Here is a 14,401-nt window from a genome sequence, read left to right on the forward strand (position 1 = left end):
CGGGAGGGGGCGCGGCGGGGCGGCGGGGGACGCCGGCGGTTTCAGCAGCGTGGGGGTGAGGTACGTCTGGCAGCCGGCTCCAGGGGGCTGAGGAGACGTCCGAGTTTTCAGCCACAACGCGCAGAGTTCGCGCGGGGGGGGGAGGGAGGCGTCGGCGTGCTTGGTCAGATCGGGAACGCCGACGCCTCCCTCGACCACCCGCGTGAACTGGGCGCGTTGTGGCTGAAGACGCGGACGTGGCAGCAGCTCACGGGAGACGGCGGCAAGCCGTACCTCACTCCCATGGTGCTGAATCCGCCGGAGGACGCGGACGCCCCGCCGCGCCCCATCCGGCTGGGTCTGAGCACCGGCCACAAGGCCCTGGTCGACCACCTGGCGCAGATGGCCGACCTCGGGGTCGCGCACGTCTCGTTCAACCTGCGGCCCAACGACCGACCCGTGGACGAGCTGCTGCACGAGCTGGCGGAGGACGTCCTGCCGCACTTCCCGACGCCGGCCACCCCGGCTGCCACGGGTCGCTGACCACCGCCCGCCCCTCGCAGAGCGCGGGTCCGGCGACAGAGCACGGCTCCTTCCCTCACCACGAGGGAAGGAGCCGTTCTCGTTTCCGGGTCCGGGCCCGGGACGGCGTCATGACCCTCATGACCCCTCCGTGAAAATCGGGTGAAATTCGTGAAATACTTCCACTAGCTTGCGCTAAGCCGACTCTCGGATTCCACTTTCCCCTTCTTTGGCATACCCCACCTATGCCTCATACTAGGAGAATTTAAATGAGAATATCATTTCTTATCCATAATATGTACGGTTTGGGTGGGACAAATCGGACGACCATCAACCTCGCCGGCGCCCTGGCCGAGCGCCACGAGGTGGAGATCGTCTCGGTCTTCCAGCACAAGGACGCACCGCTGTTCGCCATGGACCCGCGGATCAAGCTGACCAGCCTGATCGACACGCGTGAGGTGCCGGAGAAGGACCGGGCCGTACCGGCCGAGGTCTTCCCGGCCGCCGAGGCCCGTTACCGCCAGTACAGCACGATGACCGACGAGCGGGCGGCCGCCCACTTCCGCGAGAACGCCCCCGACGTGCTCATCGGCACCCGCCCCGGCCTGAACGTGTACGCCGCGCGCTTCGCCGCCGAACGCACGCTGAGCATCGGCCAGGAGCACATCACGCTCGCCTCGCACCCGGAGGCGCTGCTGCCGGACCTCAAGGAGAACTACGCGCGGCTGAACGCGTTCGTCACCGTCTCCGAGGCCGACGCCGAGAACTACCGGCGGGACATGGCCATTCCGGGCCTGCCGGTCTTCTCCATTCCCAACAGCGTCCCGGCACCCGCGGTGACCCCCGCCGACCCCGCCGCCAAGACCATCGTCGCCGCGGGACGCCTCGCCGTCATCAAGCGGTACGACCTGCTCGTGCAGGCCTTCGCCAAGGTCGCCGCCAAGCATCCCGACTGGCAGCTGCGGATCTACGGCGACGGCAGCCAGCACGGCAAGCTGCGCGCCCTGATCAACGAGCTCGGTCTGTACAACAAGGTCCATCTGATGGGTCTGGCCTCGCCCATCGAGGCCGAGTGGGTCAAGGGCTCGATCGCCGCGGTGACCTCCGACAGCGAGTCGTTCGGCATGACCATCGTGGAGGCCATGCGCTGCGGCGTGCCCGTCGTGAGCACCGACTGCCCGCTCGGCCCCCGCGAGATCATCCGGGACGGCGAGGACGGCCTGCTGGTCACGCCGGGCGACGTGCACTCCATCGCCGACGGCCTGCTGCGGCTGATCGACGACGACAAGGCCCGGGCCACGATGGGCGCCGCCGCCCTGCGCAACGCCGAGCGGTTCGACCCCGCCGCGATCGCCGTCCGTTACGAGAAGCTGTTCCGCGACCTCGGCGCGCACGACTCCGGCGCGTCGCCGGCCCGCGCCTCCCGCTGGAGCCGGCTGCTGCGCCCCCGCGCCAAGCAGGTGGAAGCGGCCGGGGCGGCGGCCCCCAAGGCACCGGCGCGGATGAGCGGCGGCGTGCACGCCGCCTCCGACGGGTCGCTGCGCGTCGTCATGGCCGCGACCGCCCCGGTCGACCAGGGGGAGCTGCTGCTGATCAGACGCGGCGGCGAGGACCGTCCGACCCTGCGCGTGCCGCTGGTCCACGACGACCGGGGCCTCGTCAGCGCCGCCCTCGACCCCGCCCTGAAGTTGGGGAACGCGGTGTGGGACCTGTGGATCGACCCGGCGCGCGGCCCGCGCAAGCGGCTGCGCAGCGACCTGCTCGACCTGCGCGGTCTGGTGGGATTCCAGCCCGACCCGCGGCGGTCCCCGGTGCGGGCCTGGCTCCCCTACACGACCGTGGACGGATTCGTGGCGCTGACCGCCCGCGAGGCCGACGTGCACGCGGAGGCCCAGGACATCGACATCGACAACGGCGAGATCCGGGTCGCGGTACGGCTGTTCGGGACCGACGCCGACATCGAGGGCTTCGAGCTGCGGCACCGCGGTGAAGCCGGCCTCCCCGTCCTGGAGCCGGTCTGGCACCGTGACGAGGACGGGCTGCTGCACGCCACCGTGACGTGCGAGACCGTCGCCCGGCTCCACCGCGAGCAGCAGGACCTGTGGGACCTGCGGGTCCGCGTCTCGGGCCGGAGCGAGCCGGTGCGCGTCGCCGGCTGGTTCGGCGATGTGCGGGAGCGCAAGAACGTGTACGTGTACCCCGTGACCGTGTTCGAGGACACGCCGCGTGGGCGGGCCCGTGTCCGGCCGTACTACGCGGCCGACAACGGCCTGTCCGTCAACGCCGTCGACCTGAAGTAGCGGTACCGCCTCGCCGCACCGGCGCGGGGCCCGGCCCCGCGGCCCCCACGGCCCTGGGTGTGCGGGGCGATCGTGGGAATCGGCGCGGCGGCCGGCGTAACCGCGGGGCGGGGCGGGTGGGGCGGCAGCCGGGTGGCGGAGAGAATCGGGAGCCCCGCTTCCGGCCGGGCCTCTCCGTCCGCGGTCACGGCCGCGGCCCCCACCGCCTCGACGAGGGAACGCAGATGCAGATCGATCTCTCCGGCCGTACCGCGCTGGTCACCGGCTCCACCCAGGGCATCGGCCACGCCATCGCCGTCGGTCTCGCCCGCGCGGGCGCGCACGTCGTCGTCAACGGCCGTGGCGCGGACCGCGTCGCCGACGCCGTCCGCGGCGTGCGGGCCGCCTCCGGAAGCGAGCGTGTCAGCGGTGCCGCCGGGGACCTCGCGACGGAGCAGGGCACGGCGGCCGTGCTGGAGGCCGTGCCGCCGGTCGACATCCTCGTCAACAACCTGGGCATCTTCGGTTCCGCGGCTCCGCTGGAGATCGACGACGCGGAGTGGCGGCGCTACTTCGAGGTCAACGTCCTGTCCGCCGTACGGCTCATCCGCGCCTGCCTGCCCGGCATGAAGGAGCGGGGCTGGGGCCGGGTCCTCAACCTGGCCAGCGACTCGGCGGTGGTCATCCCCGCGGAGATGATCCACTACGGCATGACGAAGACCTCGCTGCTCGCCGTCGGCCGGGGCTTCGCCAAGGACGCCGCCGGCACCGGAGTCACCGTCAACTCCGTCATCGCCGGGCCCACCCACACGGGCGGTGTGGAGGGGTTCGTCCGCGAACTCGTCGGCGAGGAGCTGCCTTGGGACGAGGCGCAGCGCGCGTTCATGGTCAAGTACCGCCCTCAGTCGCTGCTGCAACGCCTCATCGAGCCCGAGGAGATCGCCAACATGGTCGTCTACCTCGCCTCGCCCCTCGCCTCCGCCACCACGGGCGGCGCCGTCCGCGTCGACGGCGGCTACATCGATTCCATCCTTCCCTGAGCCCCGGCCGCGCAGGCCGCCCCTCCTGTCACCACGAGGCCTCCGCGTCGGTCGCGGCGCGGCTCGCGAGTCGTTCGTAGCGCTGTCTGGCCGCCTGCGGGGTGCCCAGCCCGAGGCCGAAGGCGATCTCCTGCCAGGTCATGCCGCGCCCGCGCGCCATCTGGAGCAGCGAGGTCTCCAGTTCGTCCATCTCCGCCCTGACCAGCGGGACCAGGCTCAGCGCGGCGGTGATGTCGGCCTGGTCCACCTCCGGTTCCCCGTCGTCCGGGTGCGCGGCGCCGCTCAGCAGGAACGACACGAGCCTGACGGCCTCGTGCGGCCCGAGGACCGCCGGGTGGGTCTGGCGGCGGCGCTGCGCGTCGGTGGCCGCGTGCCGCTCGGCGATGCGCATCAGGGACGCGTAGACGCGAGCCGCGCGCGCCTGCTCGGGCTGTGGCGGCGTGAAGGGGTCGGTGTGCCGGTCGGAAGTCGATGACATGGGACGAGGATGCCGGAACTCATGAGACGGCGTCAACAACTCGTGTTGAACAAGTAGTTCAAGCCAGCGGCTCCGCACCTGTCGGTCCGCCGTGGAAGAAGGCGACCATCCTTTCCAGGCCGTCCTCGCCGAACATGGTGTCCAGGCTGGCCGCGGACCCGGTGGCGGACGCCTCGGCGCGCGGGAAGAGGGCCTCCTCGTACGCCGTGAGGGCGGCTTCGGTGTCGCCGGGGTGGGCGGCGATCGCCTGGCCGAGTTCCGCGCCGTCGAACATCGCCAGGTTGGCGCCCTCGCCGGCGAAGGGAGACATCAGGTGGGCGGCGTCGCCCAGCAGGGTCACCCCCGGGACCCGGTCCCAGCGGTGCCCTACGGGCAGGGCGTGGATACGGCGGGGAGTGAGCGCGCCGTCGGCGTCGGCGACGAGCCCCCGCAGGTCCTCGTGCCAGCCCTCGAAGTGCGCGAGGACCGCCGCCTTCGCGGCCGCGGGGTCGCCGAAGTCGATCGAGTCGAGCCAGTCCTCGTCGGCCCTGAGCGCGGTGTAGACGTGGAGGCTGCCATCGGTCTCCCGGTGCCCGAGGAAGCCGCGCCGGTCGCCGAGGCAGATGAAGAACCCGCCGCCGATGACGGCCGCGCTGCGCGGGTGGCGGGTGTCGGCGTCGAGCAGGTCGGCCTCCACGAAGGAGATGCCGGTGTAGGCGGGCCGGGCGTCCGAGACCAGCGGCCTGATGCGCGACCAGGCGCCGTCGGCTCCGATCAGGAGGTCGGTGGTGATGGCGGAACCGTCGGCGAAGGTCACCTCGTGGCGTCCGTCGCCCAGCGGCCGGGCGCCGGAGACCTTGCTGTTCCAGCGGATCGTCCCGTCCGGCAGGGAGTTCAGCAGCAGCTCGCGCAGGTCACCGCGGTCCACCTCCGGGCGGCCCCGGTCGCCGTCGTCCGCTTGGCAGAGGTGGACGGTGCCGTCGGGCCCGACGAGGCGCATCTCCTGTCCGCCCGCGTGGATGATCTTGCGGAATCCGTCATGGAGACCGGCGGCGCGCAGGGCCTGCTGACCGTCCTCCTCGTGGATGTCGAGCATGCCGCCCTGGGTGCGGACCGCCGCGGACGCCTCCGCCTCGAAGATCACGGCCTCGATTCCGTTGACGTGCAGGAGCCGCGCGGCCGTCAGGCCGCCGAGTCCCGCGCCGATGATCGCGACAGGGAAGTGGCTGGTGGTCATCAGGGGCCTCCCGAAGTGGTGTGCGCGCAGGCGAGGAGGAGCCCACCACGAGGGCTCCGCCGTGAAGTCGCCGACCGGACGCCTCCAACATAACGAACGTGTTCGTCACGAACAAGTTCGTCGCGGCTCGGCGCGACCGCACGGCCCGGCGAGGCGACGGATCACCCCGGTCTCGGTGTCTCGGTGTCTCGGTGTCTCGGCGGTACTGAAGTGCGGTTACCGGGTCACTGAAGGGGCTCGGCCGAGTCCGCCGCACCCGGGACGGGTGTGTGCGTGATGCCGTTGAGGAGAACGTCGAAGCCCCAGCGCATCCGGTCCGCGGCGGAACCGCTGAGCAGAGCGGGCATGTGTGCCTTGATCGCCGGATGAGTGGTCCGGCTGGTGGCGTGCAGTGCTCGGGCGAGGGCGTTCCAGTCTTCCTCGGCCGCGGGGTCGTGCTCCTGCGTCGCGTGCTCGGCGGCGGTGGCCGTGGCGTGCTGGAGCAGTTTGTCGACGCCCCAGGCGACCTGCTCCCGCGAGGCGCCGCTGCGGGAGAGCAGGTCGACGATCCGTTCCACCAGGCGCAGGTAGTTCTCGCCGCTGGGACGCGCGACGAGGGCCGAGCGGGCGAGCTGGGGATGCTCGAACAGGACGAGCGTGTAGGACGTCAGCACGGCCAGGAGCCGGTCGCGCCAACCGTCCCCGGCCGCCTCGCCGACCAGATCGACCTCCCCCAGCAGCGCGTCCAGCACGGCCGCGTGCAGTTCGGCCGTGTTGGCGACGTACACGTACAGCGAAGCCGGACCCGTGTCCAGCTCTTGTGCCAGACGGCGCATGGTGACCTTCTCCAGCCCGTCGGCACGCATGATCCGCACGGCGGTGTCCACGATCCACTGCCGGGACAGGGCGGGCTTGGCCGGGCGCTCCCGGCGGCTGAGCGGCTCTCTTCTCGCTGTCACACCGCGATCGTAACGAACGCGTTCGCGGAGCCGGTTTCACGGTGGGCCGCGCCGAGAGGCGGTCCACCGGGACCTCCTGGCGGGCGCACCCGGTCCCGGTGGCGGTCACCTGGAAGGCGTACCGGTCAGAGGCCCACGTCCCGGCGGCGGATGTCCTCCAGGGTCTCCCGCCGGACGAGCAGGCGGGCGTGGGCGTGGTGCACGGCGACGACGGGTGGGCGGCCGATCAGGTTGTAGGCGGAGGCCATGGAGTGGTGGTAGGCACCGGTGACGGGGACGGCGAGCAGGTCACCGGGGCGGATGTCGGCGGGGAGGGGGACGTCCGTGGCGACGAGGTCCCCCGCTTCGCAGTGACGGCCGACCACGGTCATCCGGGCCCGTTCGGCCGTCGTGGCGCGGCCGATCAGGCGTGGGGTGTAGCCGGCGCCGTACAGGGCCGGGCGGGGGTTGTCGCTCATGCCGCCGTCCACGGCCACGAACACCCTGTCGCCGGTGTGCTTCACGGACAGCACGTGGTAGACGGAGACCCCGGCCGGACCGGCGATGGCCCGGCCCGGTTCGATGATCAGGCGCGGCACGGGCAGCCCCGCCGCCGCGCAGGCGCCGCTCAGTTCGGCCCGTACCCGGCGGGCCAGCGCGGTCACGTCGAGGGCCTGCTCGCCGGGGCGGTAGGCGACGGCGTGACCGCCGCCCAGGTCGAGTTCGGGGAGTACCAGTCCGTGCTGCTGGTGCAGACGGGCCATCAGTCCGGTCATCCGGCGCACGGCGACCAGGTAGGGCTTGACGCTGGTGATCTGGGAGCCCAAGTGGCAGTGCAGTCCGGTCAGTTCGAGCTGGGGCTGGTCGAGGATGCGGGTGATGGCGTGCTGGGCGTAGCCGTCCCGGATGGAGAGGCCGAACTTCTGGTCCTCGGTGCCGGTGCGGATCTTGGCGTGGCCGCCCGCGTCGATGCCGGGGACGACGCGGACCATCACCTTCTGGCGGCCGTCCGGGCCGACGGCGGCGGCCAGCCGGGCGATCTCGGAGGGACTGTCGATCACGATGTGGCCGACGCCCAGGCGCAGGGCGGTCTCCAGGTCGCGGGGGGTCTTGGCGTTGCCGTGCAGCACGATCCGTTCGGGCGGGAAGCCGGTGGTGACGGCGAGTTCGAGTTCGCCGGCGGAGCAGACGTCCAGGCCGAGGCCCTCCTCTTCCGCCCAGCGGGCCATGGCACGGCACAGGAACGCCTTGGCCGCGTAGAGGATCTCGGCGTCGGGGAAGGCGGCCCGGTAGGTGCGGCAGCGGTCGCGGACCTCGGCCTCGTCCATGACGTAGACGGGAGTGCCGAAGCGCTCGGCGATCTCGGTGAGCGGGACACCGCCCACGGCCAGATCACCGTGGCCGGCGTGGGTGGTGGAGGCGGGCCACAGGGACAGGTCGTCCATGGCGTTCGCGACGGCGGGTTCGTGGATGGCGGTCATCGTGCGCGGCCCTCTCAGCGGATCCACTTCGTCAGTACGGAGACGAGTGCCGCCGCCGTGGTCATGTGGACCGCGCCGACGGCCTGCGGGCCGCTGGTGCGGCTGTGCGGGCGGGGTGCCGGCGCCCGGGCCGGCGAGGGGGCGGTGAGCTGTGGGTCCACCGTCAGGGTGGTGACGCCGAGGGGCGCGGTCAGCGTGCGCAGGGCGGGTTCCGCCAGCCGGATCCACGCCTGGTCGGGGCCCAGGGTGGCGGTCAGCCGGCCGGCGGAGGTGAAGGCGACGGCGGTGTGTTCGCCGAGCGGTGTGCGAAAGAGACGGGTCGCACAGCCGAAGGAGCCCGGCCGGACCGGGACGTACAGGAGTCCGGCCGGGGATCGATCAGGGGGCTCGGGCTCGTCGCCGTGTTCGTCCGCGTAGCGGAGCTCTGTCATGGGGTGCCTCCCACAGGGGCAGCGTGTGTACGAGCGGAAAAGCCCCGGACGCCCGGAGGAAGCGAACCGGGGCTCTGGGTCGACCGTATGCCGCCGGTCCGGCCGGCGGACCGGTCCTGACGGGTCGCTGACGAGGACCGGTGCGGACTTGACGCGATACTGACGCCCCGTGGTGCGGAGCCTCGGCCCTTCTCCGGGCGAGAGGAGCCGCGGGGCCCCTCCTCAAGGGTGTTGTACAAGGCCGTGTTCAAGCAGCCCGAAGCCGTGCTCTGGGCTTGACGGTCATGCGGCGCGGGCGAGGTTGTGCATCCGGGCCACCGCCTGGACTGCGTGAGGGAGGCCGTCGCCGCGCTGCCGGCAGTCGCGGAGAATCGTGTAGTTCTTCATCCGGGAGAAGACGTGCTCGACGCGTGCGCGGACCTTGCGGTGAGCGGCGTCGTCCTCTTCCTCGCCCTTCGGCAGCGCTCGTCCCGGGCGTTTGCGATGTGGGATGACCGGACCGGTGTTGGTATAGGCGCCGTCGCCGAGCACCGTCACGCCGTGGCAGTGCTCGGCCAGACCGGAGTCCCGCCATGCCCTGGCATCCGCGGTATTGCCGGGCACAGGCCGGGCGGCCGCCACCACGAGGCGAGTCTCCGCGTCGACGATGACCTGCACGTTTACCGAGAACCGGCAGTTACGGAGGCGCCCACGCCGCGGTCGCGGACCGGGATCGGGGTGCCGTCCACGATCCACGTCCGGTCCGGAGCATCGGCCGCGCGGTTGACCGGCGTCGCCGTCAGCGGTTCCTTGGCGCCGCCGCGGGCAACCTTGACGCCCTTCTGACGGGCCGGCAGTCGCCGGTGGCGACTCCGGGGCCGGCTCGTCGGGGCGGCGCGTGCCGTTCGGGTCAGTGAGCGGTCCAGTGGTAGGTCACATCGGGTTCGTTCTCCTCGTTGCGGCTGCCGTCGTCGAACTCCCCGGCGGTGAAGCCGTGCCGCTCGTAGAAGGCGCGGGCGGCCGCGTTGCGCTGGAAGCAGTGCAGCGAAAGCTCCCCGGGGGACGCTTCCTTGACGGTCTCCAGCAGGGCCGTGCCGATGCCGCGCCGCCGTACGTCCGGGTGCAGGTAGAGGTGGTCGAGGACGGTCTTGTCGAGAGCGGCGAAGCCCACGATCCGCGCGGGGTCGCCCAGTTCGGCGACCCAGACGGCGCAGGAGGGCAGGACGACGGCCTCGATGAAGGCGTGGGTCTGCTCGTCGCTGTAAAGCCGGGGCAGGTACGGCAGGGCCGCGGCGCGCGAGGCGAGGAAGACCGCGGTGATGGCGGCGGCGTCGGCCGGTTGCGCCAGGCGCAGACGGAAGCCGTCCGGGTCCGTGGTGGTGGCGTGGTGCGGGCGGGACGTCATCAGGGACGCTCTCTTCTCACGGCTGGTCTCTCACGGTCGGTCTCTCACGGTCGGTCTCTCACGGCGGGGCCCTCACGGTCGGTCCGGGCGGCCCGCCGGCGCTGGATCGTGCGGCACCCTATCAACGACGTCACGCCGTCGCGGCCGGTAGCGTGCGGCCGTATGGAACCCATGGCTCACCTCGGGTCAGCGCGGGCCGCCCGGCCCCGGGCCCGTGATCTCGGCATCGTCATCGGGGAGTTCGCCCCCGGACCCCTCGACGCGATCACCGATGTGCCGGGCGTGCGGGTCGGGCATGCCACCGTCCGCCGGCCCCCCGACGTGCACAGCGGGGTGACCGCCGTCGTGCCCGATGCGGTCGGCCCCCGTGACCCGCTGCCCGCCGGGGTGTTCACCGGCAACGGCTACGGCAAGCTGATCGGCACCACCCAGCTGACCGAGCTGGGCACGCTGGAGACCCCGGTGCTGCTGACCTCCACCTTGTCGGCGTTCCGCGTCGCCGACGCCGTCGTCGGGTGGATGCTCGAACGGCCGGAATGCGCCGAGGTGCGCAGCCTCAATCCGGTCGTGGGCGAGTGCAACGACGGCTTCCTGTCCGACATCCGCTCCCGGCCGGTGCGGGAGGAGCATGTGCGGGCCGCCCTCGACCAGGCGTCCGGCGGTCCGGTGGCCGAGGGCTGTGTCGGCGCGGGCACCGGCACCGGTGCGCTCGGCTTCAAGGCGGGCATCGGCACCGCCTCGCGCACCCCGGAGCTGGCGGGTCGGCGGTACACGGCCGGGGCCCTGGTGCAGGCGAACTTCGGTGGCACGCTGCGGGTGCTCGGCCGCACGGTCACCCCGCGATCGCTCGGCCTGACCGGCGGCACGGGCCCGGTCGCGGAGCACGGCTCGTGCATGATCGTGGTGGCCACGGACGCCCCGCTCGACGCCCGGCAGCTCACCCGCGTCGCACGCCGGGCGGTGTTCGCGCTGGCCCGCACGGGCGCCGCCTACGGCCACGGCAGCGGCGACTACGCCCTCGCCTTCGGCACCCGGCCCGCGGCCGGTGCCCCGCCGGCGGACGCCGACCTGGGGCCGCTGTTCGAGGCCGTTCTGGACGCGGTCGAGGAAGCGGTGCTCAACTCCCTGCTCGCCGCGACGACGACCACGGGGTTCGCCGGCCACACCCTCCCGGCGCTGCCCGCGGACCGGCTGCTCGACGTCCTCGGCGGCACGTCGTCCGGGGCGTGAGGTCACCGGGTGCGCGCGGCGCCCTCCTGTCGTCTCTCGTGGGCCCAGACGGCCAGTTGGGAGCGGGAGGCAAGGCCCAGTTTCGCGCGGATCCGTTCGACGTGGTTCTCGGCGGTGCGCTGGGCGATCACCAGATGGGCGGCTATCTGCTTGTTGGTGAGCCCTGCCGCGACCAGGTCGGCGACCTGCCACTCCCGCCGCGTCAACGGCGCGGCGTCCGCGGCGGGGCGGGACCCGGCCGTGGACGCGGGCGGGGTGTCGTCCAGGACGAAGGCCAGCGCCTGGTCCACCGTGGCGTCGGCGCCGCGCCGGAAGGCCCGGTCGTACTCGGCGGCGGTGAGCGCCGCGCGCACCCCCTCCTCGAAGCGGCGGTGCTCCTCGCGCATGAACGGCGCCGTGCTGAGAGCCACCCCGATCGACTCCCACAGCAGGTGCAGCACCCCCAGCAGTCTGGCCGCCCGCCGGGGGTCGGCCGCGCTGCTCCAGGCGATGACCTCCACACACATGGCGATGTCCCACCAGTCGTGGAACGGGCGGATCAGCCGGATGGCGCGGCGGGCCAGCGCGGCCGCCTCCCGTGGCTCGCCGGTCCGCCGGGCGAGCAGAGCGCCGGCGAAGAGGGCGAGCCCCCGCAGCCAGGCCTCGCCGTACGCCTCCGTGACCGTCGTCGCCTCGTGGCACAGCCGCGCGGCCCGTTCCGCGTCGCCCCCGTAGGCGTGCACGATGGCCTGCTTGACCGTGCACTCCACCTCGGCGTCGAGGAGCCCGGCCGCGCGGAAGGCCGTACGGGCCCGTTCGAAGGAGTCGGCGGCGCTCGTGTGGTCGCCGCGCCAGGTGGCGAGCATGCCGCGGTGGTGGCGGATCCATGCCGTGGCGAGTCCGTCGCCGTGGCGTTCGGCGAGCAGCGCGCAGTCGCTCAGCACGGCGAGCGTCTCGGTGTCGGGCCGGCCCTGGAGGATGCCGAGGTAGGCGTAGGTGGCCAGCGCGTGTGTGCGCAGCGGGCCGGTGTCGTCGTCCGCGGTGGCCAGCAGGCGGGCGAGCCAGCGGCGGCCCTCGGCGAGCGAGCCGGCCCTGATCCAGTAGTGCCGGGGCGCGATCGCCATGGCCAGGCCGGCCGCGGTCTCCCCGGGCGTCTGAAGGCAGTACTCCAGTGCCGTGCGCAGATTGGCGTGGTCGAGCCGCAGCCGGGTGAACCACTCCACCTGCCGCGGCCCGAACCACTCCTCCTGGGCACGCCGGGTGAGGCGGAGGCAGTGGTCGCGGTGGCGGCGGCGCAGCGCGGCCCGGTGCCCCGACTCGGCGAGGCGTTCGCGGCCGTACTCCCGAACGGTCTCCAGCATGTGGTAGCGGGAGCGGCCGTCGTGCTGGCGGTGCGTCAGGATGGACTTCTCCACCAGGCCGTCGAGTACGTCGAGCACCTCCGCGGCGGGCAGGTCGTCGCCGGCGCAGACGCCCTCGACGCCCTCCAGGTCGAAGCCGCCGGAGAACACCGAGGCCCGGGCCCACAGCGCGCGTTCCCGGTCGGTGCACAGGGCGTGGCTCCAGTCGATGAGTTCGCGCAGGGTGCGTTGCCGGGCCGCGGCGGTGCGGCTGCCCGTGGTCAGGAGCGCGAAGCGGTCGGTGAGCCGGTCGAGGATCTCCTGGGGGGTGAGGGCCCGCAGCCGGGCGGCGGCCAGTTCGATCGCGAAGGGCAGTCCGTCCAGGCGGTGCACCAGCCGGGCCACCGTTTCGGCGTTGTCGTCGGTGACGGTGAATCCGGGCCGCACGGCGGCGCCGCGTGCGGCGAACAGGGCGACGGCCGGGCAGCCGAGGAGTTCGCCGGGCGAGTGGTGCGCGTCGGGGTCCACGACGGCCAGCGGCTCGACGGGGAAGACGTGCTCCGCGGTGATGCCCAGGGTGTGGCGGCTGGTCGTCAGGATGCGCAGGCCGGGTGCGGCGCGCAGCAGTGTGTCGGCGAGCCGGGCGCAGGCGTCGACGAGGTGTTCGCAGTTGTCGAGGACCAACAGGGCCTGTCTGTCGCGCAGATGGGCGGCCACCGCGTCCGTGCCGTCGGATCCGTCCCGTCCCGGGTGGGCCAGGCCGAGGGCGGTGGCGACGGTCTGGGCCAGCAGCCCGGCCTCCCGCAGGCCCGCGAACTCGACGGTGTGCACACCGTCGGGGAAGCCGCCCTCGACGTCACGGGCGACCCGCAGGGCGAGCCTGGTCTTGCCGACGCCGCCGACGCCGGTGAGGGTGATCAGGCGGGCCGTCGACAGCAGCCGTCTGACCCGGGCGATCTCGGCACGCCGGCCGATCAGCGTGGTCGCCTCCGCGCCGGGGCCGCCGCCCGTCCTCACCCTTGCCCGCGTGCTCATCCGCATCAATGTAGCGGTCCCGGGCTTTGAGTATTTCTCCCCTGTCGGTGCCGGGACGGCCGCTTCGAGACTCGTCACCGGACAGTGTCGGGATCGTGCGAGGTGGACGTGGTGACGGGGCAGGAACAGGCGGAGCGGCTGGGCGAGTTGGTGACGGTCTATCGGGGGACCATGCCGCGCCGTCCCCTCCAGCTGATGACGGTGGCGGTGCTCTGCTTCATCGCCGAGTGCGTCGTGTGGAGCAAGCAGTCGGCGGACGCGTCCTTGTGGCTGGGGCTCGCGGTGACGGTCGCGGTGATGGTGCTGTCGGTGGCGTTCATGGTGTGGCACGCCCGGAAGCGGATCGAACTGCACGAGGGGGGCTTCCGGATCGGGCGCCGGGGCGGACCGAGCCGTGCCTTCACGTGGCAGGAGATCGCGTCGGTCAAAACGACCCACGTCGAGGTGTCCGTGAACTTCTCCCGCTCGCACGACTACTTCAAGACGGTGATCGTGCCGTACAGCGGGCGCCGCATCCGGGTCGAGGCGAAGGACTTCTTCGCGTCGGTCCCCGGGGCGAGCCTCGGCGCGCTCTACTTCCGCGGGGCGGCGCGGGGCACTGCCGAGAGCTTCGTCGAGGTGGCCACCCAGCGGGTCGGCGCGGCCCTCGGGGAGCGGCACCTCGCCGAGCTGCGCTCCGGTGGCGAAGTGGTGCTGGGGCCGCTGACGTTCACCCGCGCGGGGATGACGATCGCGCCGTTCCCCGAGCCGGTGGAGTGGTCCCGGATCGAGTTCGTCGCGGCGAGCCCGAAGGACGGTGTGGAGCTGCGGGTGGCCGGGCTCGCGGCGCACGTCGGCGGGGCGCCGCGCGCCACCAAGGCGGGGTACGGCACCGAGGGGGACCTGCTCAAGGTCTTCAGCCTCCACCTGCGCCCCGGCACCGACTACGTCGCGCTCCAGAGGCTGCTGGACGAGGGGGTCGCACTGGCGGGGTGAGGCGCCGGGTGTGCTCCTCGGCCCGGTCCTGCCGGCGGGGGCCGCGTGGACATCGGGGCCCTTTGAGAGGGCGAGCCGCGAGGGGCCCCTCGGTCAGGAACGCGCCTTGCCGCGG

Annotated in this window: 12 protein-coding genes and 1 pseudogene; 5 read left to right on the forward strand and 8 right to left on the reverse strand. The window is 72.8% G+C overall.

Translation table 11 applies throughout. The annotated features are described in order from the left end of the window. The first annotated feature begins 156 nt into the window (after positions 1 to 156). From FRZ03_RS09405 to FRZ03_RS09415, 3 genes are all read left to right on the forward strand, one after another. Positions 157 to 522 carry a hypothetical protein gene (locus FRZ03_RS09405; protein WP_186785318.1) on the forward strand — a complete coding sequence of 122 codons (366 nt, stop codon included), beginning with the start codon at positions 157 to 159 and terminating at the stop codon, positions 520 to 522. 275 nt (positions 523 to 797) lie between these two features. Continuing rightward, complete coding sequence (locus FRZ03_RS09410) at positions 798 to 2,801, forward strand: glycosyltransferase family 4 protein (RefSeq protein WP_261398781.1); 2,004 nt, start codon at positions 798 to 800, stop codon at positions 2,799 to 2,801. A gap of 224 nt (positions 2,802 to 3,025) precedes the next feature. Then, positions 3,026 to 3,820 (forward strand): SDR family NAD(P)-dependent oxidoreductase, encoded by a 795-nt coding sequence (locus tag FRZ03_RS09415; protein ID WP_146464719.1) that lies wholly within the window; start codon positions 3,026 to 3,028, stop codon positions 3,818 to 3,820. 28 nt (positions 3,821 to 3,848) lie between these two features. Here FRZ03_RS09415 and FRZ03_RS09420 read toward each other — a convergent pair whose 3' ends face one another. From FRZ03_RS09420 to FRZ03_RS09450, 7 genes and pseudogenes are all read right to left on the reverse strand, one after another. After that, positions 3,849 to 4,298, reverse strand: coding sequence for a DNA-binding protein (locus FRZ03_RS09420; RefSeq protein ID WP_146464720.1), 450 nt, complete (start codon positions 4,296 to 4,298; stop codon positions 3,849 to 3,851). A gap of 58 nt (positions 4,299 to 4,356) precedes the next feature. Next, positions 4,357 to 5,514, reverse strand: a complete 1,158-nt coding sequence (locus tag FRZ03_RS09425; protein ID WP_146464721.1) for an FAD-dependent oxidoreductase — start codon at positions 5,512 to 5,514, stop codon at positions 4,357 to 4,359. Positions 5,515 to 5,738: 224 nt separating this feature from the next. Continuing rightward, on the reverse strand, positions 5,739 to 6,452 hold the full coding sequence (locus FRZ03_RS09430) for a TetR/AcrR family transcriptional regulator (RefSeq protein ID WP_146464722.1): 714 nt from the start codon (positions 6,450 to 6,452) through the stop codon (positions 5,739 to 5,741). 125 nt (positions 6,453 to 6,577) lie between these two features. Further along, positions 6,578 to 7,912, reverse strand: a complete 1,335-nt coding sequence (gene lysA / locus FRZ03_RS09435; RefSeq protein WP_146464723.1) for a diaminopimelate decarboxylase — start codon at positions 7,910 to 7,912, stop codon at positions 6,578 to 6,580. A 14-nt stretch (positions 7,913 to 7,926) separates the two neighbouring features. After that, positions 7,927 to 8,343 (reverse strand): SAV_915 family protein, encoded by a 417-nt coding sequence (locus tag FRZ03_RS09440; protein WP_146464724.1) that lies wholly within the window; start codon positions 8,341 to 8,343, stop codon positions 7,927 to 7,929. Positions 8,344 to 8,625: 282 nt separating this feature from the next. Next, positions 8,626 to 9,107 (reverse strand): annotated as a pseudogene (locus FRZ03_RS09445) (transposase family protein); the annotation flags it as partial. Between the two features lie 125 nt (positions 9,108 to 9,232). Further along, on the reverse strand, positions 9,233 to 9,727 hold the full coding sequence (locus FRZ03_RS09450) for a GNAT family N-acetyltransferase (RefSeq protein ID WP_146464725.1): 495 nt from the start codon (positions 9,725 to 9,727) through the stop codon (positions 9,233 to 9,235). A 162-nt stretch (positions 9,728 to 9,889) separates the two neighbouring features. Between FRZ03_RS09450 and FRZ03_RS09455 the strand changes: the two genes are divergently transcribed. After that, complete coding sequence (locus FRZ03_RS09455) at positions 9,890 to 10,957, forward strand: P1 family peptidase (RefSeq protein ID WP_146464726.1); 1,068 nt, start codon at positions 9,890 to 9,892, stop codon at positions 10,955 to 10,957. A 2-nt stretch (positions 10,958 to 10,959) separates the two neighbouring features. Here the strand turns inward: FRZ03_RS09455 and FRZ03_RS09460 are convergent, their stop codons facing one another. Beyond that, entirely contained in the window at positions 10,960 to 13,311 is a 2,352-nt protein-coding gene (locus FRZ03_RS09460) for an ATP-binding protein (protein WP_146464727.1), read from the reverse strand. Between the two features lie 111 nt (positions 13,312 to 13,422). Between FRZ03_RS09460 and FRZ03_RS09465 the strand changes: the two genes are divergently transcribed. Then, complete coding sequence (locus FRZ03_RS09465) at positions 13,423 to 14,286, forward strand: hypothetical protein (protein ID WP_146464728.1); 864 nt, start codon at positions 13,423 to 13,425, stop codon at positions 14,284 to 14,286. Positions 14,287 to 14,401 lie beyond the last annotated feature (115 nt).

Origin of the sequence: Streptomyces misionensis (assembly GCF_007896895.1) — a bacterium.
GTDB lineage: Bacteria > Actinomycetota > Actinomycetes > Streptomycetales > Streptomycetaceae > Streptomyces > Streptomyces misionensis_A.

What these genes read in the sequence shown, in the direction of transcription:
- FRZ03_RS09425 (WP_146464721.1), bottom strand. Translation starts at nt 5,514, where the DNA reads ATGACCACCAGCCACTTCCCTGTCGCGATCATCGGCGCGGGACTCGGC.
- FRZ03_RS09410 (WP_261398781.1), top strand. Translation starts at nt 798, where the DNA reads ATGTACGGTTTGGGTGGGACAAATCGGACGACCATCAACCTCGCCGGC.
- FRZ03_RS09415 (WP_146464719.1), top strand. Translation starts at nt 3,026, where the DNA reads ATGCAGATCGATCTCTCCGGCCGTACCGCGCTGGTCACCGGCTCCACC.
- FRZ03_RS09440 (WP_146464724.1), bottom strand. Translation starts at nt 8,343, where the DNA reads ATGACAGAGCTCCGCTACGCGGACGAACACGGCGACGAGCCCGAGCCC.
- lysA (WP_146464723.1), bottom strand. Translation starts at nt 7,912, where the DNA reads ATGACCGCCATCCACGAACCCGCCGTCGCGAACGCCATGGACGACCTG.
- FRZ03_RS09455 (WP_146464726.1), top strand. Translation starts at nt 9,890, where the DNA reads ATGGAACCCATGGCTCACCTCGGGTCAGCGCGGGCCGCCCGGCCCCGG.
- FRZ03_RS09460 (WP_146464727.1), bottom strand. Translation starts at nt 13,311, where the DNA reads ATGAGCACGCGGGCAAGGGTGAGGACGGGCGGCGGCCCCGGCGCGGAG.
- FRZ03_RS09450 (WP_146464725.1), bottom strand. Translation starts at nt 9,727, where the DNA reads ATGACGTCCCGCCCGCACCACGCCACCACCACGGACCCGGACGGCTTC.
- FRZ03_RS09420 (WP_146464720.1), bottom strand. Translation starts at nt 4,298, where the DNA reads ATGTCATCGACTTCCGACCGGCACACCGACCCCTTCACGCCGCCACAG.